Below are 23,900 nucleotides of genomic sequence, written 5' to 3' on the forward strand. Positions count from 1 at the left end.
TGTCTTCCCATGATCATCTAATGCCAAGCCAAACTATCCCAGTTCTATCGTTTTGGCGCTAGCTTTGTTAGCAGTGATTCTATAAATTCAAAACGTTGTGATGTTTCTTCCATGGGGTATTTAAATTTAAGCGCGGTAGCCCCGTCTAGCTGATAAGTTGCTGGTGCAGATTGTACCATCTGCACTAGGCTCAATGGTTCTACGCTAGTATCTTCAGCAAATTCAATCCGCCCAGATTGCCCTGATGCTTCAATTTTACTGAGCCCAAGTGATACCGCTTGCAGTCTTAACTCCGCACAGCGGAACAGGTTTTTAACTTGATTTGGAAGTAGGCCGAAGCGATCAATCATTTCAACCTGCAACTCTCTTAAAGCCTCACTGTTAACTGCACCGGCAATACGTTTATACAGCATTAGGCGGCTTTGTACGTCGGGGAGGTATTCGTCAGGAATAAGGGCGGGCAGGCGTAAATTGACTTCAATATGATCGTCGTCACTATTTTCTAAGTTGATTTTTTTTCCGGCCTTAATTGCTTGAACCGCACGGTCCAGCATGTCCATATAGAGGGTAAAACCTATAGTGTGTATTTGACCGCTTTGGCCCTCACCGAGGAGTTCGCCAGCGCCGCGGATTTCCATGTCTTGAGTGGCAAGGGTAAAGCCCGCGCCGAGATCGTCGGCTTCGCTGATGGCCGTCAAACGTTTTTCTGCATCGCCTGTTAATTGTTTGGTAGGAGGGGTTAGGAGATAGGCGTAAGCTTGATGGTGTGAGCGACCAACCCTGCCTCGCAATTGGTGTAGTTGTGCAAGCCCAAACTTGTCGGCGCGATCAATAATGATGGTATTTGCATTAGGTACGTCTATACCCGTTTCGATAATGGTTGAGCAAACCAATATATTGTGACGTTTGTGATAAAAATCACTCATTACCTGTTCCAGCTCTCGCTCACGCATTTGCCCGTGGCCAATACCAATACGCAGCTCGGGGATCATTTCTTGTAAATCCCGCGCTGTTTTTTCAATGGTTTTCACATCATTGTGAAGGTAATACACCTGACCGCCGCGAAGAATTTCACGGAGTATGGACTCTTTTATGAGCGCTGGATCTGATTCCCGCACAAAGGTTTTTACCGAAAGTCGTCGTGCTGGCGGAGTCGCAATGATTGATAAATCGCGAATACCCGCCATCGACATATTTAAGGTTCGTGGAATCGGTGTCGCGGTGAGGGTGAGTACATCGACTTCGGCGCGAATGTTTTTAAGTGCTTCTTTTTGGCGTACACCAAAGCGATGCTCCTCGTCGATAATGACCAAGCCTAGGTTGCTATAGCTGATATCGTTGCCAAGGAGCTTATGAGTGCCAATTAGAATATCAACTTTACCTGCAGCGAGATCTGCGATCACCGTTTTTTGTTCAGCGGCACTGCGAAACCGTGAGAGCACTTCAATATTCACCGGTAATTCGGCAAAGCGGTCACGAAATGACTCAAAATGTTGCTGAGCAAGCAGGGTGGTTGGCACCAAAATGGCTACTTGGGTGTGGTTTTGTACGGCAACAAATGCCGCTCTAACTGCCACTTCAGTCTTGCCAAAACCAACATCGCCACAAACCAGTCTATCCATGGGTTTGCTGGATTTTAAATCGCCAACAACAGCTTCAATGGCGGTTTGTTGGTCGGGTGTCTCTTCAAAGGGAAAGGCGTTGGCGAATTCGTAATAATCTTCGTCACTTAACGCAAATGATCGCCCTTGGCGGGCTTCCCGTCGTGCATAAATGTCGAGAAGTTCTGCGGCAACATCTCTAATCTTTTCTGCCGCTTTACGCTTGGCCTTGCTCCATTGGTCGGTGCCAAGCCGGTGTAGGGGTGCTAGGTCATCATCTGCGCCGCTATAACGGCTTATCAATTGTAGAGAAGTAACGGGCACATACAATTTTGCGCCGTCTGCATATTCTAGGCTCAAAAACTCATTGGCTTGATCATCTATATCTATACTTTGCAGGCCTAAATAGCGACCGACACCGTGGTCGGCATGAACCACTGGTGCGCCAATACGTAGCTCCGCTAGGTTTTTAACGACATTTTCAGCGGTGTTAGTCGATTTTTTGCGTCGCCGACTTTGTGATACTCGTTTGCCGAATAGCTCTGACTCGGCAATTAATGCAAAGGGCTTGACTGAGGTGCAAGCAATACCTTCATCTAGTGGCGCGACCGTAATGTTAAGCGTGTCTTTGCCGTTGGCAAAGTCTTGCCAGCCGTTAACGGCTTTTGGTTTGAGTTTGTGGCGAGTTAGTAGCTCTATTAATGCTTCTCTTCGGCCGGCAGATTCTGCGCAAAAAAGGACCCGTCGGTTTTGGCAGTACTCCCTTAGGCTGCGGATAGGGTCGTCTTGTTTGCTGTCTACGGTCAGTGACGGGACCGTGTTAATGGCAAAATTAAAGGCCGTTGCTGTTTTGGGGAGAGTGTCATTGCTGATCGTCACGCGTGGGTAGTTTTTTAAGCGCGAAAATAGTTCAGGTACGGTTTGGAAAACTTCGGCTGGGGGAAGAATGGGGCGATATATGTCTCCAATCCGCTGTTCGTAACGTTGCTGTACGTCATGCCAATAATGTTCTGCAGCGGCCTCAATTCCAGCCGTTGTGAGTAACCAGCTATTGCTGGGGAGAAAATCGAATAAGGTACCGGTCTGCTCAAAGAATAAGGGTAAATAGTATTCTATGCCCGCTGGCGCTATCCCGTCACTGACATCTTGATAGGTTGGGCATTTCCGATGGTCAACATTAAATTTTTCATGCCATTGCCGTCGAAAAAGCGCGATGCCATTTTCATCTAATGGCAGTTCTTTTCCTGGTAGTAATTTTATTTGCTTGACTGAATCTATACCGCGCTGGGTTTCTGGGTCAAAACAACGCAGGCTATCAATCTCATCGTCAAGTAAATCTATACGGTAGGGCAGTTCACTGCCCATGGGGAAAATATCGATTATTGCGCCGCGACTGGCATATTCACCATGTTGATAAACGGTATCGACATGATGGTAACCACTTTTTTCTAATTGCTGACGAAACGCATCAATATCTAAGGTCTGTCCTATATTCAGGTCTAAGCTGTGCTTGTTGATATAGTCTGGCGGTGCGATTCGCTGCATTAGGGTGGTAATGGGGGCGACTAGAATACCGCGTTTCATTGTTATGAGTTCGCTAAGGGTGCGTAAGCGCTCTGAAACAATGTCTTCATGGGGCGAAAAATTATCGTAGGGTAGGGTTTCCCAGTCTGGGAGCAGCCTGACGATTAAGCTGTCACAAAAAAAACGTAAATTTTGTTCGAGTTGATAAGCGGATGCTGTATCCGCCGTCAACAGCAAAATGGGCGCATCTACTGATTTAGCTAACTCTGCGGCAATTAAACCGTGACTTGCAGAGGGTATATTTCCCCAGTGAAGGGCTCCGCCTTTTGGCGGATTTACGATGGTGGGTAGTTCAATCACAGTAGAAATTCGGCTTCTTTTAAGAGGTTAACGCGTTATTGTAACCTGCAAATGGTAGTTATTACATTGCTTCAAGTTGCATCGACAGTTGAACTCAAGAGCAGTAACCAAGATAATACGCCCTCAATTTTCTCCCCCGTAAGCAAAGGGTATCTGCCGTGACTGAAAGAAGACGTGAGCGTCCTGATGATTACTTCGCCGATTGGAAAGAGCGCGAAGCATTAGCAGAGGGGATGATTCCCCTTATTGGTAAGTTGTACCGAGCCAATAATGTTAAGACCTATATCTATGGTAAAAATCTAGTAAACCTGTCGGTTCTAGATATTATGCAAGCGCACCGTTTTGTGCGTCAGGTAGAGCAAAACGAACTCTCAGAGTTTGAGACTTTCCCCATTATTCAGGCGCTAGCAACCTTAGACTTGGGTACTGCACATATAGATGCTGGCCGTATAGCCGTAGCTTACGAGGAAACCGGCAAGCCTGCTGGCCAGTCGGTAGAAGAGTTTGTTCGCAGTCAAGTTAGTGATTTGATCGGCGGTTCTAAAGAGCCAGTCCGTCCAGCTCGCGATGTCGTACTCTACGGTTTTGGACGTATTGGCCGTTTAGTTGCGCGTTTATTAATCGAGAAGGCGGGTGGGGGTGAGAATTTACGCCTTAAAGCAGTAGTTGTACGCCAAGGCGGTGCAGAAAACGACCTGGTTAAGCGTGTAAGCTTATTGCGTCGCGACTCAGTTCACGGCCCATTTAACGGTACAATTCGGGTTGATGAAGAACGTCAATCATTTGTGGCTAATGGCGTTGAAGTTAAGGTGATTTATGCTAATTCACCTTCTGAAGTTGATTATACAAAATATGGCATTAACGACGCTATTCTGGTTGATAACACCGGTAAGTGGCGTGACGCTGAAGGTTTGTCTACTCATTTGGCGTGCCCAGGTATTTCCAAGGTTATTTTAACCGCACCTGGCAAAGGTGATATGAAGAATATCGTTCACGGTGTTAATAGTGACGATATCCTTCCTACAGACACCATCATCTCTGCTGCGAGCTGTACGACTAATGCCATCGCACCACCATTGAAAGTTTTAGATGATAAATTTGGTGTAGATAGCGGACACGTAGAAACTGTCCACTCTTATACTAATGATCAAAACTTGATCGATAATTACCACAAAGGCGACCGTCGTGGCCGCAGTGCGCCATTGAATATGGTTATCTCTGAAACAGGGGCGGCAAAGGCTGTTGGTAAAGTTTTGCCTCAGTTACTTGGAAAGCTTAGTGGTAATGCGATTCGCGTACCGACACCTAATGTGTCTTTGGCGATTCTAAAGTTGAATTTGAAAACTGAAACGACGGTCGAAGAATTGAACGAGTTTATGCGCCGAGTGGCATTGCATTCGCCATTGCGTAAGCAGATTGATTATTCAAATTCACCTGAAGTTGTATCCAGCGATTTTGTTGGCTCGCGTCACGCCTGTGTTTTTGATAGTGAAGCGACTATTGTCAAAGGCAATACTGCAGTCTTGTACTGCTGGTATGACAATGAATTTGGTTATAGCTGCCAGGTTCATCGTATTCTTGAACAAATGGCCGGCGTTGATTACGCGGTATATCCTCAGGATTAGAGTGTTAGGGCTGGGCTCACTTGGTTTTTAAAGCAAGTGAGTGTGGCCCGAAATGTTTGTTAACTTGGCCTTTAACATGGGTCTTGCTGTAGCAAGCAGATCGTCGAGTCTTTATACTTGTCGCAGTTTTTATAATGTGTGGCTCTAAAAGCAGTCACTCATTATTTCCGGAGCGTTTTCGCGCTCTGTTTACGCAGATTTGCAATGTCGCGTTTAACCATAAGAGTGTTAGGCAACCTTATGATCAAAATTACCAGGGGACTGGATTTGCCCATCTCGGGCGTACCCGATCAGCGTATAGAGCTTGGCTCAAAAGTGCGCTCGGTCGCGGTGGTCGGCTTTGATTACATCGGAATGAAGCCAACTATGGCTGTTAAGACCGGTGATCGTGTTAAAACAGGCCAAGTACTATTTACTGACAAAAAAAATGAAGGGGTGCGTTATACGTCACCAGCAACCGGGCTTATTTCTGCGATTAATCGCGGTGAAAAGCGGGTACTTCAGTCAGTAGTTATTGATGTGGAAGAGGATGAGTTCGAGAGTTTTGCGCAGTATGACGCATCTTCTCTGGCTACTCTCACTGCGGAACAAGTTACAGAGAATCTTGTTGAATCTGGTCTTTGGACCGCGTTTCGCACTCGACCGTTCAGCCGTGTGCCCAGTATTGGGAGCAACCCCGCAGCTATTTTCGTCACGGCAATTGATACCCATCCATTAGCTGGTGACCCTGCGGTGATTATTGCAAAATCAGAACAAGATTTTAGCAATGGTCTCGAGTTGCTATGCCGTTTAACAACGGGCAAGGTTCACTTGTGTGTTGCTCCAGATAGCAATGTCCCAAGTTTAGATAATGATCAACTACATGTGGCAGAGTTTGGCGGTGTTCATCCGGCGGGCTTGGCGGGTACGCATATCCACTTCTTGGAAGGGGCTAGCGCTAGCAAGGTTGTCTGGTCGATTGGCTATCAAGACGTGATCGCGATTGGCAAATTGTTTACCACCGGTAAACTAAGCCCTGAACGCGTGGTATCTCTTGCAGGTCCACAGGTTGAAAAACCTCGCTTGCTTGAAACCCGCTTGGGTGTCAGCCTTGATGAGCTTTGTGCTGGCCAAGTTTTACCTGGTGATAATCGTGTGATATCGGGTTCAGTATTGGGCGGCCGTACTGCGCGAGGTGCAACGGCATTCTTGGGACGCTACCACAATCAAGTAACGGTATTGGCGGAAGGTAATCATCGCGAGTTCATGGGGTGGTTGTCGCCTGGCGTGGCGAAACACTCTTCCTTGCGTATTTATTTGTCGCAGTTTTTAAACAAACGTATTCCTTATACTACTAATACCAATGGTAGTGAGCGTGCGATGGTGCCGGTAGGTGCTTATGAGAAAGTTATGCCGCTGGATATTCTGCCGACCCAATTGTTGCGGTCATTAATTGTTGGCGACACCCAGGTGGCTCAAACCTTGGGATGTTTGGAGTTGGACGAGGAAGACCTTGCGCTGTGCACCTATGTTTGCCCCGGCAAATATGAGTATGGCCCGATCCTTCGCGACAATTTAAGCCGCATAGAGAAGGAGGGTTAAGTCATGGGGTTAAGAAAAATTCTCGATGATATAGAACCGCATTTTGAAAAAGGTGGCCGTTACGAAAAATGGTATGCGCTTTACGAAGCCGCCGATACCATTTTTTATTCACCGTCGTCTGTTACCAAAACAAATGCCCATGTTCGCGATGGTGTAGATCTTAAGCGTATTATGATCACCGTTTGGTTTTGTGCCTTTCCTGCGATGTTCTACGGAATGTGGAATATTGGTTTTCAGGCTAATCAAATCATGCTTGATACTGGCCTTGCTGCAGGTGAGGGCTGGCGCCATGTAATGATTTCGATGATGGCGGGTTATGACCCGAGCAGTATTTGGGATAATTTCTGGCACGGCTTTTGGTACTTTATTCCTGTTTATGCTGTGACCTTCGTGGTTGGTGGCTTTTGGGAAGTATTGTTCGCCATGAAACGTGGCCATGAGGTCAACGAAGGCTTCTTTGTCACCTCTATCTTGTTTGCACTTATATGCCCGCCAAGTATCCCACTTTGGCAAGTTGCACTTGGGATTAGTTTTGGTGTTGTCGTTGGTAAAGAAGTATTTGGTGGAACTGGCAAAAACTTTCTTAACCCGGCACTGGCTGGTCGTGCATTCTTGTTCTTTGCTTATCCTGCCCAAATGTCAGGGGACGCAGTGTGGACTGCCGTTGATGGTTTCACCGGTGCAACACCGCTGTCCATTGTCGCAAGTGACGGTTTAGCTGTGTTAGAGCAGCAAATGTCTTGGATGGATGCGTTCATCGGCAATATGCACGGCTCTATGGGTGAGGTCTCTACGCTGGCCATACTTATTGGAGGTGGGGTCTTGCTATGGACGGGAATTGCATCCTGGCGCATCGTCGCGGGTGTGTTAATTGGTATGTTTGCGCTAACAACCCTGTTCAATGCCTTGGATAGTGGTAGCAATCTAATGATGGCAATGCCTTGGCACTGGCATTTGGTTTTAGGTGGATTTGCATTTGGTATGATGTTCATGGCGACAGACCCGGTGTCTGCGTCGATGACAAATACTGGAAAATGGGCTTATGGTGCGCTGATTGGCATGATGGTAGTCCTGATCCGTGTGGTAAACCCCGCCTTTCCAGAAGGGATGATGTTGGCAATTTTGTTTGCCAATTTATTCGCACCTTTAATCGACCATTTTGTGGTGCAGGCAAACATCAAGCGGAGGTTGGCTCGTGGCTAATAACGACAGTACACAGAGAACGCTGCTGGTTGCCGTAATTCTCTGTATCGTATGTGCACTGGTAGTTTCCAGTGCAGCAGTATTGCTTAAACCAGCTCAGGTGGTAAATAAAGCGTTAGACCGCAAGGCCAACATTTTAGCCGCAGCAGGTATGCTGATACCGGGTGAGAGTATTGAGGCCCAGTTTGAGCAAGTAACAACCAAGATTGTTGATTTACGTACGGGTAAATTCACCGATGACGTTTCTTTGGAAGGCTTTGATCAAGCAAAAGTAGCCAAAGACAGCGACACTTCAATTGCCTTAGGTGATGACGATCTTGCCAAGATTAAGCGTCGTGAAAATTACGCGATGGTTTATCTTATTGGTAAAGAAGGTGATTTCGATAAAGTCATATTGCCAGTGCGCGGTTATGGACTTTGGTCAACTTTGTACGGGTTTTTGGCCTTAGAAAATGACTTTAATACGGTAGTGGGACTTGGATTTTACCAACACGGTGAAACTCCCGGTCTAGGTGGAGAAATAGACAACCCTAAATGGAAAGCTATGTGGCCGGGTAAAGAAATTTACGATGATGGCGATGTGGCAATTCAGTTAATAAAGGGTAATGTCGATTCATCTACGCCTGGCGCGGTGAATAAAGTGGACGCGCTATCCGGTGCAACATTAACCAGTCGCGGTGTCGGCAACCTTTTACAGTTCTGGATGGGTGAGCTGGGTTACCAACAATTCTTAAACAATTTGCGCTCAGGGGAGGCATAAGCATGTCTACAATGAGAGACGCCTTAACTAATCCGATTATTAAAAATAACCCCATCGCTTTGCAGATACTCGGTATCTGCTCGGCGTTGGCGGTGACATCCAGCTTGAAAGTGACGCTGGTAATGTGTATTTCGGTGATATTGGTGACGGCCTGTTCCAGTTTTGCGGTATCGCTTATTCGCAATCAAATACCTGGCAGTATTCGTATTATTGTACAGATGGTAATTATTGCCTCGCTAGTAATAGTGGTGGATCAATTGCTAAAGGCCTATGCCTTTGCGATTAGTAAGCAGTTATCGGTGTTTGTTGGCTTGATCATTACCAACTGTATTGTCATGGGGCGTGCGGAAGGTTTCGCAATGAAAAACCCACCACTGGCAAGCTTTGTAGACGGTATTGGCAACGGACTGGGTTATAGCGTAGTGCTTATTAGTGTTGCGGTGGTGAGAGAGTTATTTGGCTCTGGAAAACTGCTTGGTTACGAAATATTGCCACTTGTTACCGACGGTGGTTGGTATGTTCCAAATGGCCTTTTATTACTGCCGCCAAGTGCGTTCTTTTTGATTGGTGTTTTTATCTGGATTGTTCGCTCGGTGAAAAAAGATCAAGTTGAAAAGGAAGAGTTCAAAATCACCAAAAATACCCGCAGTGTTAAGGAGGCTTTTTAATGGAACATTATATTAGCTTGTTTGTGCGCTCGGTATTTATTGAAAATATGGCGCTGAGCTTCTTCTTGGGTATGTGTACTTTTTTGGCAATATCTAAAAAGGTACAGGCCGCAATTGGCTTAGGGATCGCAGTGATTGTGGTAATGGCCCTCACTGTGCCGGTCAATAGTTTGATTTATAACCACTTGTTGCGCGAAGGCGCATTGGCGTGGGCGGGTTATCCAGAGGTAGATTTAAGCTTTCTTGGCTTGCTGAGTTATATCGGTGTTATAGCCGCTATCGTCCAGATAATGGAAATGGTTTTAGATAAATATGTCCCTGCACTTTATAACGCGCTGGGCGTATTCCTACCTTTGATTACCGTTAACTGCGCGATAATGGGTGGCTCATTGTTCATGGTTGAGCGTGATTATAATTTCTCTGAATCAGTGGTGTATGGCGCTGGTGCGGGTACTGGTTGGGCATTAGCGATTATGGCCTTGGCGGGTATTCGTGAAAAGTTAAAGTACAGTGATGTGCCAGAAGGTCTTCGCGGCCTTGGCATTACTTTTATTACTGTTGGCTTGATGTCCCTAGGCTTTATGTCCTTTGGCGGCATTGATCTTTAACCGAGAGAAACTGGAGAATTTGCAATGAATACAGTAGTTATTCTCGGTGTGACGATGTTTACCGCGATAGTGCTAGCATTGGTATGCATTATCTTATTTGCGCGCTCAAGATTGGTGAGCAGCGGTAATGTCACAATTGAGATCAATGGTGAGAAAACAATCACCGTAGCTGCGGGAGATAAATTACTTAATACCTTGTCAGGGCAGGGTGTGTTTTTAGCATCAGCCTGTGGTGGTGGCGGTAGCTGCGCCCAGTGTAAGTGTATTGTTAATGATGGTGGTGGCTCTATGCTTGCCACAGAAGAAGCACACTTTAGTCCTCGTGAAGCCCGCGAAGGTTGGCGTTTGTCTTGCCAGACCCCGGTTAAGCAGGACATGAAAATTGAAGTGCCTGAGGACGTATTTGGTGTTAAACAGTGGGAGTGTACCGTTGAGTCTAACCCCAATGTTGCTACCTTCATCAAAGAGTTGACGCTTAAATTACCCGAGGGAGAGAATGTTAACTTCCGTGCCGGTGGATATGTACAATTAGAGTGTCCACCACACCATGTGAAGTACTCTGACTTTGATATCCCTGATGAATACAAAGCTGACTGGGAGCGTTTTGGATTTTTGAACGTGGAGTCTACGGTAGAAGAAACCGTCATTCGCGCATACTCCATGGCCAATTATCCTGAAGAGCGGGGTATTGTTAAGTTCAATATTCGTGCCGCTACGCCACCGCCAAATAATCTGGCGTTAACACCAGGGCAAATGTCGTCTTGGGTATTTAACCTTAAGCCGGGTGACAAAGTTAAAGTATATGGTCCGTTTGGTGAGTTTTTCGCCAAAGAAACCGATGCTGAAATGGTGTTTGTAGGTGGTGGTGCCGGTATGGCGCCTATGCGTTCGCATATATTTGACCAACTTAAGCGACTTAGCTCAAAGCGTAAAATCAGCTTCTGGTATGGTGCGCGTTCAATGCGTGAAGCTTTTTATGTTGAAGAGTACGATAAACTTGCAGCTGAAAATGAGAACTTTGAGTGGCATTTAGCCCTATCTGATCCACAACCAGAAGATAACTGGACAGGGAAAACTGGGTTTATCCATCAGGTATTGTATGAAAATTACTTAAAGGACCATGATGCTCCGGAAGACTGTGAGTTCTACATGTGTGGGCCGCCAATGATGAACTCTGCTGTCATTAAAATGTTGGAAGACCTTGGTGTTGAATCGGATAATATTCTCCTTGATGACTTTGGTGGATAAGTTTTTGAGTCCATTAATAAAAGCAGCCTTTGTGCTGCTTTTATTCGTTTTAAGCGCCTGTTCGCCTGCGCCGCAAGAATATTTGCGTATCAGCGGCACAACGATGGGAACCACTTACCATATAAACCTGCGTGCGCCACCAGGTGATTGGGATGAGCAATCTTTAAAGTCCGCGCTGGACAAGCGCTTAGATGCCTTTAATCAGATAGCCTCCACGTATATTGATGACTCTGAATTGAGCCTTCTTAATAACTTGCCAGCTGGCGAGTGGCGGCAGTTGACGCCAATGTTGTTTGATATCTTGGTGCAAGCGGTTGAGGTAAGCTGGTTAAGCAATGGTGCCTTTGATGTTACCGTTGGGCCATTGGTAGATCTCTGGGGTTTTGGTCCCGAAAAACACTATGTTAAGCCTACCGACGATGCAGTAAATCAAGCCTTGCAGGAGGTTGGTTTTGATCGCATAGAGTTGGACATAAGTGAAAATAAGCTGAAAAAAAACGCGCCACTTCGTATAGACCTGTCAGCGATTGCTAAGGGTTACGGGGTCGATGTGGTGGCCTTATGGCTAGAGTCTTTGGGTAGCACGGATTATCTGGTCGAGATTGGTGGCGAGATGCGGGTTGCAGGATTGAGCCCACGTGGTGATCAATGGCGCATTGGTGTCGAAAGTCCTGATTTAGCGGCAGATAAAACTACCCCAATTTTACTGGGTAAAATCGGGGTGGCGACTTCTGGTGATTACCGGAATTATTTTGAAGAAAATGGCGTGCGTTACTCCCATACTATCGATCCTAGAACTGGGCGCCCGATCACCCATAACCTCGCTTCCGTCACCGTGCTAGACCCTTCTTCTGCCTTTGCAGATGCTATGGCGACGGCCTTTTCCGTGCTTGGTAGCGATAAAACTTTGGCATTAGCGGAACAATTAAATATTCCTGTTTACTTAATAGAGAAGACCGAAAACGGGTTTACGAGTCGATATAGTTCGGCATTTGCGCCGTACTTGGAACAGGAGTAATAAGATGGCAACTGTATTTGCTGCATTTTTTGTGATGTTAATTATTGTTGGTGCAATGTCCATTGGCGTACTTATGGGAAGAAAACCAATCGCAGGTTCTTGCGGTGGTGTGGGTGCAGCCCTTAATGATCCAGATTATATTTGTGATCTTTGTGGCAATGATCCCAATAAATGCGCAGAAGAAAATGATAAAACGCGTCAAACCACCTCAAAAGCTGAGTTTTATGACGCGAGTAAAGGCTGACATTGGCTTTACAGCTTAGAAACTAGTCGTATTTTGTTTCCAAGCGTCTACACGAGATAAATAAGCTTTTCTGGATATCTCCATATCTTTTAGGAATACATCCAACTCATTTAGGGTCAATGCCTGTGGGCCATCTACCAATGCCGCTTGAGGTTTGGGGTGGAAATCAACCAACACCATATTAGCTCCCGCTAAAACACCTTGCGCCGTTGCGTGGCACAGCTCGAGAACACCGTCTGGGGCAATGTCACGGCTACCCACAGAATGAGATGGGTCAATGCATACCGGCATCCTAGTTAAACGCTTAACCGTTGGCACTTGGGCGAAATCCACCATATTTCTATGGGGAGCGCCAAAATCACTTTTCATTCCCCGTAAGCAGAATATAACTTGGCTATTTCCTTCACTGGCAAGGTATTCTGCGGCGTTTAAGGACTCATTGAGGGTAATACCGAATCCCCGTTTTAATAACGCAGGGTAGTTTTTTTGTTTGCCAATTGCCTTTAAAAGCTCGAAATTTTGGGTGTTACGCGTTCCTATTTGCATTATCACGCCACAAGGGTGTCCGGCATCTTTAAGGGCTTGGTCTATTTCCGCCATATGGCTTTCGTGGGTTACCTCCATGGCGATAACTTTTATGCCATATTTCCCGGCAAGATCAAAAACCCAAGGTAAACATTGCTTGCCATGGCCTTGAAAGGCGTAGGGGTTGGTGCGAGGTTTATAGGCGCCCATTCGGGTACAGTTAAGTCCATTAGCTTTTAAAACAATCATCATTTCTTCAACATGCTTGGGGGTGTCTACAGCGCACAAGCCCGCAAATATGTGTAGGGAGTCTTGGTCAAAGTTCAAGCCCTTATAATGGAAGCCCGTATGGCGTAATAGGTCATTGTGGCGGCCAAGAATACGATATTCCTCTGATATGCGAATAACTTTCTCAACCGCGGGCAGTGTTTCTATTTCATTCAAGTCGAGTGCTAGGGTGTTTCCCAATAAATATATTTCATGGAGCTGTTGTTGCTGCCCGTTAACATGATGGTGTTGAACTTTTATGCCATCCAATTGTTGTAAATGAGTGATGGTTTTAAGGTATTCCGGATCTGTTTCTTTGATGTTGGGGTGGAGTATTAACAGCATATTTTTAGCTCCTTTAGCAATTTATCTTGTCTCACTACAATATTTAAGCTTAATAATAGTCACCGTCACAGCGCAATAAATTTGTCCCTAGTGATAGTATAGGCGCAGTTTTATAACTTGGAATTTATAGTCGTCACTATGGCAGTCCCGCTTTATATACGCATTGGCTTGCGCTATTTTCATCGTGCCTCTGGCAGCGATCGATTTTTGTCGTTGATCTCGTGGTTTTCTCTTCTGGGAATGCTCCTAGGTACGGTGTCTCTCATCGTTGTTATGTCTGTTATGAACGGCTTTGAGCGGGAGCTGCAGCAGCGTGTTTTATCTGTTGTGCCACACGGTTATATAGAGGGTCCTCAGCAGCGCTTAGCTAACTGGCGCCCGTATATACAAGAATTTAGTAATAAAGATGGAGTAGTGGGTGTCGCGCCTTATGTTGGCGGCAAAGCAATGCTGTCAGCGTTTAACCGACTTCAAGGCGTTGCCTTGTATGGTATTGAGCCGGAACAAGAACGCTCAGTGTCTGCCGTGGCTGAGCACATGGTAGCGGGTCAGTACCTCGGTGATGAGGGGGGGAATTACAGTATCATTCTTGGTGATATCCTCGCTCGTCAGTTGGGTGTAAATATTGGTGATGACATTACGGTTATTTTGCCGAAAGTGACGGTCACTCCCTTTGGCTTATTCCCTCGTGAAAAGCGTTTTAGAGTCAGTGGGGTATTTAGTGCGGGTGCACAGCTAGATGCCACAAGTGCTTTTATCCATATTTCAGATGCTCAGCGCTTATACCAGTTAGGAGGCGACGTAGAAGGCTTACGTATTCAGCTGTCTGATATGTTTGCAGCGCCGACCTTATTAGCCCAGCTCGCCACATTTTTACCTGAAGGAAGTGTTGCCGAATCGTGGGGAGACAGTCAGGGTAGCCTTTTTCAAGCAGTTAAAATGGAAAAGCACATGGTGAGATTACTCTTGCTTTTCATTGTTTTAATCGCTGCATTTAATATTGTATCGATTCTTAGTATGGCGGTGTCTGGCAAACGCGGTTCTATTGCGGTTTTACGTACGATGGGTGCGTCACCACAGGCCATTATGGCAACCTTCATGGTTTACGGTATGGCCACTGGTATTACCGGTTTGTGTTTGGGATTAATGATAGGTATTCCACTGGCAATGAGGGTGGGGGATGTGGTGGCTTGGATTGAGAACTTGAGTGGAATGCAGGTTTTTAATCCTGATGTTTATTTTATAACTAGGCTACCTTCCTACTTACAGTGGTCCGATGTTGGCGTGGTCAGTGGGTGTGCTTTGCTGTTGAGCCTTATGGCCACACTTTATCCCGCGTGGCAGGCTTCGCGCGTTCAGCCGGCTGAGGCTCTGCGCTATGAATAATGAGTGTAATTTATATGTTTAATACCGATGCGTCGCAGGCTGCGAAAGAAGCTGATTCAGTTTTAGCCTGTCGCAAATTACGAAAATTCTATACCCAAGGTAGTGAGCGGCTAACAATTCTGAATGATATCAATTTGGATATTCATCGTGGTGAGCGCATTTCAATCGTAGGGCCTTCTGGTGCGGGAAAAACTACTCTGCTGCACATGCTTGGAGGTTTGGATATACCTTCGGAAGGTCAAGTTCTGGTTCGTGGTCGGGATATTGCGTCCATGAGTGATCGTGATCGCAGTGGTTTGAGAAATCGTGAATTAGGTTTTGTGTATCAATTTCATCATCTTTTAAATGAATTCTCGGCCTTAGAAAACGCCGCAATGCCACTGCTTATTGGCGGTGAAAATAAAAAGCGAGCATTTCAACGCAGCGCGGCGTTGTTAGAGCGTGTGGGCTTGGCTCAGCGTCTAAAGCATAGGCCGTCTCAGCTGTCTGGCGGAGAGCGTCAGCGAGTTGCTATAGCCCGCGCCTTGGTTAACGAGCCAGCTTGTGTGTTACTCGACGAGCCTACAGGTAATTTAGATGGTGACAATGCTGAGGCGGTTCAGACTTTATTGTTAGAGTTAAACAAAGAATTGTCGATCAGCTTAGTGATTGTCACCCACGATTTGGGTTTAGCGGGGCGCATGGACCGGGTTTTGACGCTATCTGATGGAACGCTGTCTGAGGCAATGCAGTAATGCGGTCATTGGCGTTATATATAGGTTTTCGATACAGCGCTGATCGATCAGGAAATCAGCTTGTGTCATTTTTGTCGCGGCTATCCATGCTCGGCTTAATCCTCGGGGTTGCCTTGCTGGTGGTTGTGCTGTCAGTTATGAACGGTTTTGATCGGGAGATGAGGAACCGTATTTTAGCGCTGGTTCCCCACATTACCTTACAACCATGGTCAAGCCAGCAATTAGATTGGCAGAGCCTCCAGAAAGACGTTGAACAGCATCCAGATGTCTTTGCCACTGCACCATTTGTGCAGGGTAACGCGATGCTAATTAAGGCTGGCGAAGTTGAACCCAGCGTTTTTTTTGGAATCGATCCTGTTTCTGAAAAAAGCGTTTCTCGCATTCAAGAATATGTCGACCTTGATATTTTACAGCCAAACACGCCGGATATTATTCTCGGGAAGGCCTTGGCTGAGCGTCTTAAACTCAGTGCCGGAGACAAGGTAACCCTGGGAGTACCGCAAGAAAAGGGGCAGCAAAATATTCGTTTTTTACAAATGACCGTGGCGGCGATTGTGGAAACGGGCACTGAATTGGATCAGCAGCTGGTGTTAATGCATATCAGTATGGCTAACTCCCTGTTTGAGAAGCCCTTGCCAGTATCAATGAGAGTTTCCGTTAATGATGTTTTTGCAGCGCCGCAAATAGGATGGGAATTGGCCTCTGTTCATGGCCAAGACTACTTGCTAAAAGATTGGAGCCAGCAATTTGGCAATATGTATCATGCGATTCAAATGTCCAGAAAGTTAGTGGTAATCATGCTGTTGGCGGTAGTCGCGGTAGCGGTATTTAACATCATCTCTACCCTTGTTATGGTCGTTAATGACAAGCGTGCGGATATCGGAATCTTGCGTAGCCAGGGGGCGAGCCAACGAGATATTCTACGCATATTTTTAAGTTATGGCGCTTTGATAGGAGCTGTTGGTGCAAGCGCTGGCGGTGTTATCGGAGTGATACTGGCCTACGGTGTGAGTGATTTGGTGGCAGGTATTGAAAGCTTATTCGGCCTGCAATTACTCCAAAGTGATGTCTACCCGATAAATTATTTACCGTCGGATGTTCGTCTGCCAGACGTGCTGTTAGTGTGTTTAACAGCCTATGGTATGAGCTTGTTGGCAACCCTCTATCCCGCTTGGCGGGCGTCGAGAATACCTCCTGCTGAAGCGTTAAGAAGTAATTAGGGGTGTTTTCTTTCTACGCGCAATTGTTGGCGTTTTTTCCAACGGCGCACAACGTGTACCCGCCAAAGTATGTGTATGGCGGTTGCGCCAACAAGTCCAGATAGTAGTCCGGTGAGAAAGCAGCCAAGGATTAATGGTCGCCAAAGGTGGGTGAATTCCTCAGCAAGCCAAGCCCATGATAATTCAAAATGGAAGGGGCTGGACGGAATCCCCATCGCCAAGGCACCTAATTTGTAGGTGAAGTAGAAGATGGCAGGCATGGTGATGGGATTGGTAATCCAAACCAACATTACCGAAATTGGTAAATTTGCACGACAGATAATTGCCGCTAAGGCCGCTAAGAGCATTTGGGTTGGAATGGGCACAAAAGCAATGAACAGCCCAAGAAAAAACGCCACGGTGACCGAGCGTCTATTTAAGTGCCAGAGATTGGGGTCGTGCAACAAGCTGCCAAAAATACGGACCGAGGGGTGCTCGCGCATTTTTTCGGGCGTTGGGAGCCAGCGTTTAAAAAGTTTACGAGCCATCCGCTCAATTCTAATTTACGATTGTGACAGATAAAAACCACCGAGCCGCAGGTCGGTAATATACGAGCGGCGGCCATTATGCACGGTTCTACCGGGGTACTCCAGTATGTTGTCATGGATGACGGCAGCGATAATCGGTTTTATAGGGGTTGCGTATGCCCCAGTTCTACCTAGTTATAGCGTAATTGCAGCCTTATTAACATTAAGCTTGCTGATTCGTTTTTATTTGCCATCCGGCATATCCACAGTGTTGTTAGCATTCTCTGTGTCAGTGAGCGTTGCCAGTACTTATGGCCACTGGCGCACGGGTTTATTATTCCCCGAGACAATGACAGGAGGGGAGTTTACCGCTCAAGTCGAAGTACTGACTGCGCCTGAGGCACGCCAGGGTTTTACCCAGTATTACCGTTTTGATGCCAAGGTTAGTAATCTCACTTGTGCCAAAACCTTCCAAAATAAATATTGTGGTTTATTGCGTGCCCACTCTGGGCCGCGTCTTGTGCAATTGAGTTGGTATTCTGACCAGCCACCGGATCTTGGCGATGTGATAACTGCCACTTTACGTTTGCGCCGGCCTCATGGCTACCAATCACCGGATGCGTTCGATTATGGTCGCTGGATGTTTGTTAATGGCTATTCTGCAAGTGGATATGTACGTAACCCTGATACGGTGAGCTACAACGCTAAGAATAGTGTGTTATCTTTTAAACATATTCGACACTACGCTATTACTTCAATTGGCCAGCGTTTGGAGCAATATAAGCATAGCAATATTATGAAGGCTTTATTGTTTGCAGATCGCAGCGGTATTAGCCGCGAGCAGTGGCAGATGTTTTCCCGCACCGGCACTAGCCATTTAATGGCTATATCAGGCATGCATATTGGAATTGTGTTGGCGTGGGGCTTGGTGATTGGGCGGTTTTTGGGGCTGCTATTACCAAAACAGAATAGCTTGTTGTTAGGCGTGGGGGTGGGGTTAGCTTTTTCCGCTGGGTATGCCGGATTAGCTGGTTTTTCAGTACCCACGCAGCGGGCTTTAATCATGGCGGTAGTGGCTTTGCTTGGTTTTAGTCTGCGTAGGAGTGTCTCTGTATGGCAGGGGTATCTTGCAGCAATGTTGCTCGTTTTGCTTCTGGACCCCCTCGCGCCACACCGTGCGGGGTTTAGTTTGTCTTTCGGCGCAGTGGGAATATTACTCTTTGCCTTGCAGGGACGGCGGCATAGCAATGTTTTCTTGGCGCTGATTCGTTCCCAATGGGTAGTCTTGCTGGGATTGTTGCCGCTTTTAATGATGTGGGGCTACGGCGTCAATCTGGTGAGCTTTCCAGTTAACTTACTTGCTATTCCGCTGCTTACAGTCGTAATCCTGCCTTTATTGTTCCTTGGGTTGGTATTGATGGCTGTGGCGCCATCTTGGTCAGCTGCTAGTTGGCAGGCTGCAGACGTTTTACTTGATGTGTTTCTAAAGTATTTGGCAATGGCATCAGCACTGTTTCCACAGTTTCAGGTATCAGCTTCACCGCTATTATTGTTTTTTGCGAGCTTGTCTGTACTGATATTGCTCCTTCCCAGAGGAACACCTGCAAAGTGGCTGGGCGCTATACCTATCTTGATAGTGTTATTTAGTCCGGCTGTAAAACCTGCAAAGGGAAGTGCTTGGCTTACCGTTTTTGATGTGGGCCAAGGATTATCAGTTCTAATACAAACAGAGTCTAAAGCGGTTTTGTACGATGTTGGTCCAAACTTTAGCAGCGGGTTTAACACAGCCGATGCCGTGGTTATTCCCGGTTTACGGCATTTTAATATTCGCCACTTAGATATGTTGGTGTTGAGTCATGCGGATACAGACCATGCCGGTGCGGCTCCCGCACTTTTAAATGCAATACCGGTTGGTGAGCTTCAGCTGGGTGAGGGAGTTGAAAGCATCAATCTTGCGTATTCCTCTTGTCATACCCCGCGGGAATGGACATGGGACGGGGTAGCATTTCAATTTCTTGATGTTCAGGGTGAGGAGCATATTGATTTGGCAGGGAATAATGCTTCCTGTGTTTTGAAAATAACGGTGGGCGATGAGTCGCTGTTACTTGTGGGTGATATAGAGGCAGATATTGAGCGTCGTTTAGTGGCTTCACAACAAGACTTAAGAGCAACGCTATTAATCGCCCCTCATCATGGTAGTAATACTTCCTCCAGCGAAGAATTTATTAGTGCGGTTTCCCCTGAACACGTTATCTTTTCAGCGGGACGCAATAATCAATATGGTCATCCCGCTCGGGTGATTGTTAATCGCTATGCGCGAGCGGGAAGCCAGTGCTGGTCAACGGCTTATCAGGGTAGTATGCGTTTTGAATTGAATGAAATGGCCGTTGAACTGACAGATATATGGGGCGGTGGGCGTTATTATTGGCAAACTGGCGGATTAGCCACCTTAAATAATGGAGAAATCTGCTCCAAATCTCGTTCCGAGCACTGATTCACTTCTTACCCTGGCCTTCACTACGTATAATGCTCTCACATTAAAATCGAAGGGATTAGATGTGCTGGAATTGGTGAAAGCCGGCGGCTGGTTAATGTTGCCTATAATAGTGTCATCCATCATTGCTATGGCAATCTGTGTGGATCGTTTCTTAAAATTAAACCCTGATAAAGTGGCGCCGCGAAGCTTATTGAATCAAGTCTGGGGCTGGTTGCAGAATAAACAATTAGATGCGGCAAAAATGCGTGAATTACGACGGGGCTCACCGCTGGCACGTATTTTGGCAGCTGGTCTGGCCAATGCTAAGCATGGCCGTGAGATTATGAAAGAAAGTATAGAAGATACCGCCTCGCATATTATCCATGATCTAGAGCGCTACTTGAATGCTTTGGGCACCATCGCGGCAGTGGCACCGTTACTCGGTTTGCTGGGTACCGTGCTAGGTATGATACGGGTGTTTACCGAGATCATGGTGCAAGGTACTGGCAATGCAGGTGTGTTAGCCGGCGGTATTTCAGAAGCGCTGATTACCACTGCATCTGGCCTGTGCGTTGCGATTCCTGCTTTGGTGATGCATCGATATTTTTTACGCCGAATTGATGAGATTGTTGTCACAATGGAGCAAGATGCCATCAAATTAATTAATGCCATGCATGGAGAAGTTCAGATTAAAGACACAGCCACGAGTAAATCGTCGTGAAGTTTAAGCGCCAACGTGTCGATGACGGCGGGGTTAATTTAACACCCTTAATTGACGTGGTTTTTCTGTTGCTCATTTTCTTTATGGTGTCGACAACCTTCACCAAAGAAAGCCGTTTGAATCTTGAATTACCCAGTGCCAAAGGTGTGGCAGCGGTCGATGAAGGCAAAGTACTGGAAGTCGTCATTAATGCTGGCGGCCAGTACCGAGTCAATGAGACCGCATTAAGTGATAACACCGTAGAGGCATTAATGGCTGCTATGGGTGGTGCCGCTAAAGATAATAAAGCTATGCCGGTCATTATTACCGCGGACGCTAATAGCCCTCATCAATCTGTTATCACCGCTATGGACGCTGCAGGTAGGCTCGGTTTTGCAAAACTTAGTTTAACTACTCAAGACCCAGATTTAGTATCTGGCGATCAATAATTATTAGTATCAGGATACACCTAGCATTATGAGTCATGGTCAGAAAGGTCAGTCAGATCTCGCCATCTATGGTCGGCTGTTAAAGTATGTACTGCCGATGTGGGCAATGTTTCTTTGTAGCGTTTTGGGATTCTCGCTATTTTCAGCTGTGCAAGTGTTGCTTGCCGATATGATGCAGCTGATTGTGGATTATATTGGCGGAAATATGACCCCGGGCGAAGGTGGACTGTCGGCCAAGTTCATGTGGATGCTAGGTGGCGAAGGCTTTGCCCTCAGTGATGCCCGTCTATGGATTGTCGTGATGATGGTTATCCTAGGGGTAGTGCGAGGCCTAGGTTACTTTGCGGGAAATTACTTTATCGCTATTGTCTCTCATAGCTTGGTTCATAATTTGCGTTGTGAGCTGTTTCAAAAAATGCTGTGCATGCCTAGCACCTATTACGATCAGAATTCGACAGGCGTGATGATTTCTAAAATCACTTTTAATGTCGAACAAGTCACTGGCGCTGCCGTCAATGCCACCAAGGTTGTATTGCGCGAAGGTACATTTGCCATTGGCTTGATTATGTTTTTGCTCTATACCAACTGGAAACTCACCATGGTGTTTTTTCTAGCTTTGCCGGTGATCGCGATCATTGTGTATTGGGTGGGGAAGCGGTTTCGTAAAATCAGTAAAAAAATACAAAATGCCATGGGTGAAGTAAACCAAGTCACCAATGAATCAATCAGTGCCTATCGGGAAATTCGTTTGTACGACGGCACTAGTTACGAGTCAAAACGATTTTATGATGCTAGTCAGCGCAACCGCTCGCAAAATATAAAAATGGCTTTTTACAATGCTATTAGTCCGTCGGTGATACAGTTTCCGGTGGTGTTAGCGACGGGTGTTTTGGTTTGGATTGCGCTGGGTTTAGGCGGTGAAATGTCACCGGGTGCCTTTGTTGCCTATTTGTCTGCAGCTTTGTTTTTGCCCAAGCCGATGCGTCAACTTGCCGATGTTAGTAGCACCATTCAAAAAGGCTTAGCGGCGGCGGAAGATATTTTTACCTTTGTTGATACCGACCAAGAGACCGATACGGGCACGCAGACCACTGAAACCACCAAGGGTGATATTGAAATAAAAAACCTAAACTTCGCGTATTCAGATGGTGGAGATAAGGTGTTGCACAATGTAAACCTGCAAGTGGGCGCAGGTCAGTCTTTGGCATTGGTTGGTTTATCTGGCTCAGGCAAGTCCACCTTGGTCAGCCTAATTTCTCGGTTTTATGATTACAGTGAAGGTGAAATATTATTAGATGGTATTGATATCCGTGATTACACCCTTGAAAACCTACGCAGCAAAATTGCTTTAGTCACACAGCAGGTGACGCTTTTTAATGACACGGTTTTCAATAATATTGCGTATGGGAAAATGGCCGGCGCAAGCCGTGATCAAGTTCGTGCCGCTGCCCAGGCTGCTCATGCCACCGAGTTTATAGACGAGCTGCCAAATGGCCTTGATACCATTATTGGCGAAGATGGGGTGATGTTATCAGGCGGTCAGCGCCAGCGCTTAGCCATTGCCAGAGCGTTTTTGAAAAATGCACCAATATTGATTTTAGATGAAGCAACCTCAGCGCTTGATAACCGTGCAGAAAGCCATATTCAGCAGGCGATGGAAGAGGTGATGAAAGGGCGCACAACGATTGTTATTGCCCACCGCCTGTCGACGATTGAAAATGCCGATAGTATTGCTGTGATGGAGGCTGGCCAAGTTATGGAGCAGGGCAGCCACGATGAGCTGCTTGCACTAAACCGGCGTTACTCACAGTTGTACAACAAGAATTTTGAGGAGCAGTAAATGTCTTTAGAGCAGCGTATAAATGCTGCTTGGTATGGTCGGCCAGGGTGGCTCTTATTATTACTGCCACTTAGCTACTTATTTCGCTGTGTAGCGGCACTAAGGCGTTATCTTATCTCCGCAGAGTCTTGTGGCGCACCAGTGATCGTAGTGGGTAATATCAGCGTGGGTGGCAGCGGCAAAACACCCGCTGTTTTAGCTCTGGCCGATTACTGTCGAGACCGCGGCTATCAAGTTGGAATTGTTAGTCGTGGGTATGGCGGTCAGGCGCCACATTATCCATATCTTCTTGATCATAAAACCACTCCCAGTATTGCCGGCGACGAACCTTGTTTAATTGCAAGACGCAGTGGTTTTCCTGTCGCTGTGGCGCCAGACCGGCTTGCCGCTGCAAAGTTATTGGTTAATGAAAAGCACTGTAACCTGATCATCAGTGATGATGGTTTACAACATTATCGACTGCGCCGTGAGATTGAAGTGCTGTTAATCGATGGGCAGCGGGGATTTGGCAATGGCCATTGCTTACCGGTAGGGCCGCTGCGTGAGCCGGTTAGCAGAGTGAATGATGTCGATCTTTGCTTGATTAATGGCGGTAGTAGCACGCTTGAGGGGCATACCATGTCCTTAATTGGCAATGTCGCGGTAAATTTAAGTCAAAGAAATAGGCGGGAATTAAAAGACTGGCCAGATGACGAGCGGCGAGTTCACGCGGTGGCCGGTATAGGCAATCCGTCACGCTTTTTTAATGCGCTACGTGAGCATGGTTTTGATGTCATCGAGCATCCTTTTGCAGATCACCATTCATTTGTCGCAAGCGACTTGCAGTTTGGTGATTCACTCCCCGTCATCATGACCGAGAAAGACGCGGTGAAGTGCGCAAGCTTTAGTGAAGACAACTGGTGGATGCTGCCTGTTGATGCCAATATTGCCGACGAGTTTTTTGAGGTTTTAGATATGTTGCTGGCGAGTCGTGCACCCATTAGATAGAACTGAGCACCGAATAGCTGGTTGA

General features: G+C 46.6%; 20 protein-coding genes. 17 read left to right on the forward strand and 3 right to left on the reverse strand.

Annotated elements, in window-relative coordinates:
* Positions 1-44: 44 nt before the first annotated feature.
* Positions 45-3,485 carry a transcription-repair coupling factor gene (gene mfd / locus AELLOGFF_RS07545; RefSeq protein WP_159268180.1) on the reverse strand — a complete coding sequence of 1,147 codons (3,441 nt, stop codon included), beginning with the start codon at positions 3,483-3,485 and terminating at the stop codon, positions 45-47.
* Between the two features lie 158 nt (positions 3,486-3,643).
* On the opposite strand from mfd, the gene AELLOGFF_RS07550 reads away from it, so the two are divergent.
* The 9 genes from AELLOGFF_RS07550 (at position 3,644) to nqrM (ending at position 12,440) form a co-directional block, all read left to right on the forward strand.
* Positions 3,644-5,110 carry a glyceraldehyde-3-phosphate dehydrogenase gene (locus AELLOGFF_RS07550; RefSeq protein WP_159268181.1) on the forward strand — a complete coding sequence of 489 codons (1,467 nt, stop codon included), beginning with the start codon at positions 3,644-3,646 and terminating at the stop codon, positions 5,108-5,110.
* Between the two features lie 240 nt (positions 5,111-5,350).
* Positions 5,351-6,691, forward strand: a complete 1,341-nt coding sequence (locus AELLOGFF_RS07555) for a Na(+)-translocating NADH-quinone reductase subunit A (RefSeq protein WP_159268182.1) — start codon at positions 5,351-5,353, stop codon at positions 6,689-6,691.
* Positions 6,692-6,694: 3 nt separating this feature from the next.
* Positions 6,695-7,894, forward strand: coding sequence for an NADH:ubiquinone reductase (Na(+)-transporting) subunit B (locus tag AELLOGFF_RS07560; protein WP_159268183.1), 1,200 nt, complete (start codon positions 6,695-6,697; stop codon positions 7,892-7,894).
* Positions 7,887-8,654 carry a Na(+)-translocating NADH-quinone reductase subunit C gene (locus tag AELLOGFF_RS07565; protein WP_159268184.1) on the forward strand — a complete coding sequence of 256 codons (768 nt, stop codon included), beginning with the start codon at positions 7,887-7,889 and terminating at the stop codon, positions 8,652-8,654. The genes AELLOGFF_RS07560 and AELLOGFF_RS07565 overlap by 8 nt, the downstream gene beginning before the upstream one ends.
* Positions 8,655-8,656: 2 nt before the next feature.
* Positions 8,657-9,322: an NADH:ubiquinone reductase (Na(+)-transporting) subunit D gene (locus AELLOGFF_RS07570; RefSeq protein ID WP_159268185.1), complete on the forward strand. Its 666-nt coding sequence runs from the start codon at positions 8,657-8,659 to the stop codon at positions 9,320-9,322.
* Entirely contained in the window at positions 9,322-9,930 is a 609-nt protein-coding gene (gene nqrE, locus AELLOGFF_RS07575; protein WP_159268186.1) for an NADH:ubiquinone reductase (Na(+)-transporting) subunit E, read from the forward strand. The genes AELLOGFF_RS07570 and nqrE overlap by 1 nt, the downstream gene beginning before the upstream one ends.
* 24 nt (positions 9,931-9,954) lie before the next feature.
* Positions 9,955-11,178, forward strand: coding sequence for an NADH:ubiquinone reductase (Na(+)-transporting) subunit F (gene nqrF / locus AELLOGFF_RS07580; protein WP_159268187.1), 1,224 nt, complete (start codon positions 9,955-9,957; stop codon positions 11,176-11,178).
* Between the two features lie 4 nt (positions 11,179-11,182).
* Positions 11,183-12,196 carry an FAD:protein FMN transferase gene (locus AELLOGFF_RS07585; protein WP_235035745.1) on the forward strand — a complete coding sequence of 338 codons (1,014 nt, stop codon included), beginning with the start codon at positions 11,183-11,185 and terminating at the stop codon, positions 12,194-12,196.
* 4 nt (positions 12,197-12,200) lie between these two features.
* Positions 12,201-12,440, forward strand: a complete 240-nt coding sequence (gene nqrM / locus AELLOGFF_RS07590) for a (Na+)-NQR maturation NqrM (protein ID WP_159268188.1) — start codon at positions 12,201-12,203, stop codon at positions 12,438-12,440.
* A 15-nt stretch (positions 12,441-12,455) separates the two neighbouring features.
* Here the strand turns inward: nqrM and AELLOGFF_RS07595 are convergent, their stop codons facing one another.
* Positions 12,456-13,577: a 3-deoxy-7-phosphoheptulonate synthase gene (locus AELLOGFF_RS07595; protein WP_159268189.1), complete on the reverse strand. Its 1,122-nt coding sequence runs from the start codon at positions 13,575-13,577 to the stop codon at positions 12,456-12,458.
* A 138-nt stretch (positions 13,578-13,715) separates the two neighbouring features.
* Here AELLOGFF_RS07595 and AELLOGFF_RS07600 point away from each other — a divergent pair, with 138 nt between their 5' ends.
* The 3 genes from AELLOGFF_RS07600 to AELLOGFF_RS07610 are packed head-to-tail and all read left to right on the forward strand — an operon-like array spanning position 13,716 to position 16,917.
* Complete coding sequence (locus tag AELLOGFF_RS07600) at positions 13,716-14,963, forward strand: lipoprotein-releasing ABC transporter permease subunit (protein ID WP_159268190.1); 1,248 nt, start codon at positions 13,716-13,718, stop codon at positions 14,961-14,963.
* A complete protein-coding gene (lolD, locus tag AELLOGFF_RS07605; protein WP_159268191.1) occupies positions 14,963-15,697 on the forward strand; it encodes a lipoprotein-releasing ABC transporter ATP-binding protein LolD in 735 nt (244 codons plus the stop codon). The genes AELLOGFF_RS07600 and lolD overlap by 1 nt, the downstream gene beginning before the upstream one ends.
* A complete protein-coding gene (locus AELLOGFF_RS07610) occupies positions 15,697-16,917 on the forward strand; it encodes a lipoprotein-releasing ABC transporter permease subunit (RefSeq protein ID WP_159268192.1) in 1,221 nt (406 codons plus the stop codon). Before lolD ends, AELLOGFF_RS07610 begins: the two co-directional genes overlap by 1 nt.
* Here the strand turns inward: AELLOGFF_RS07610 and AELLOGFF_RS07615 are convergent.
* A complete protein-coding gene (locus tag AELLOGFF_RS07615; protein WP_159268193.1) occupies positions 16,914-17,444 on the reverse strand; it encodes a DUF2062 domain-containing protein in 531 nt (176 codons plus the stop codon). The two genes, AELLOGFF_RS07610 and AELLOGFF_RS07615, sit on opposite strands and share 4 nt — an antisense overlap.
* Before the next feature lie 118 nt (positions 17,445-17,562).
* Here AELLOGFF_RS07615 and AELLOGFF_RS07620 point away from each other — a divergent pair, with 118 nt between their 5' ends.
* The 5 genes from AELLOGFF_RS07620 to lpxK all read left to right on the forward strand — a co-directional run bounded on the left by AELLOGFF_RS07620 (position 17,563) and on the right by lpxK (position 23,875).
* A complete protein-coding gene (locus AELLOGFF_RS07620; protein WP_159268194.1) occupies positions 17,563-19,917 on the forward strand; it encodes a DNA internalization-related competence protein ComEC/Rec2 in 2,355 nt (784 codons plus the stop codon).
* 64 nt (positions 19,918-19,981) lie between these two features.
* Positions 19,982-20,620 (forward strand): MotA/TolQ/ExbB proton channel family protein, encoded by a 639-nt coding sequence (locus AELLOGFF_RS07625; protein ID WP_159268195.1) that lies wholly within the window; start codon positions 19,982-19,984, stop codon positions 20,618-20,620.
* Complete coding sequence (locus tag AELLOGFF_RS07630; RefSeq protein ID WP_159268196.1) at positions 20,617-21,048, forward strand: ExbD/TolR family protein; 432 nt, start codon at positions 20,617-20,619, stop codon at positions 21,046-21,048. The genes AELLOGFF_RS07625 and AELLOGFF_RS07630 overlap by 4 nt, the downstream gene beginning before the upstream one ends.
* Positions 21,049-21,076: 28 nt before the next feature.
* Positions 21,077-22,888, forward strand: a complete 1,812-nt coding sequence (gene msbA / locus AELLOGFF_RS07635) for a lipid A export permease/ATP-binding protein MsbA (RefSeq protein ID WP_159268197.1) — start codon at positions 21,077-21,079, stop codon at positions 22,886-22,888.
* On the forward strand, positions 22,889-23,875 hold the full coding sequence (gene lpxK / locus AELLOGFF_RS07640; protein ID WP_159268198.1) for a tetraacyldisaccharide 4'-kinase: 987 nt from the start codon (positions 22,889-22,891) through the stop codon (positions 23,873-23,875). It abuts the gene before it with no gap.
* The last annotated feature ends 25 nt before the right edge of the window (positions 23,876-23,900 follow it).

It is taken from the genome of Zhongshania aliphaticivorans (assembly GCF_902705875.1).
Lineage (GTDB): Bacteria > Pseudomonadota > Gammaproteobacteria > Pseudomonadales > Spongiibacteraceae > Spongiibacter > Spongiibacter aliphaticivorans_A.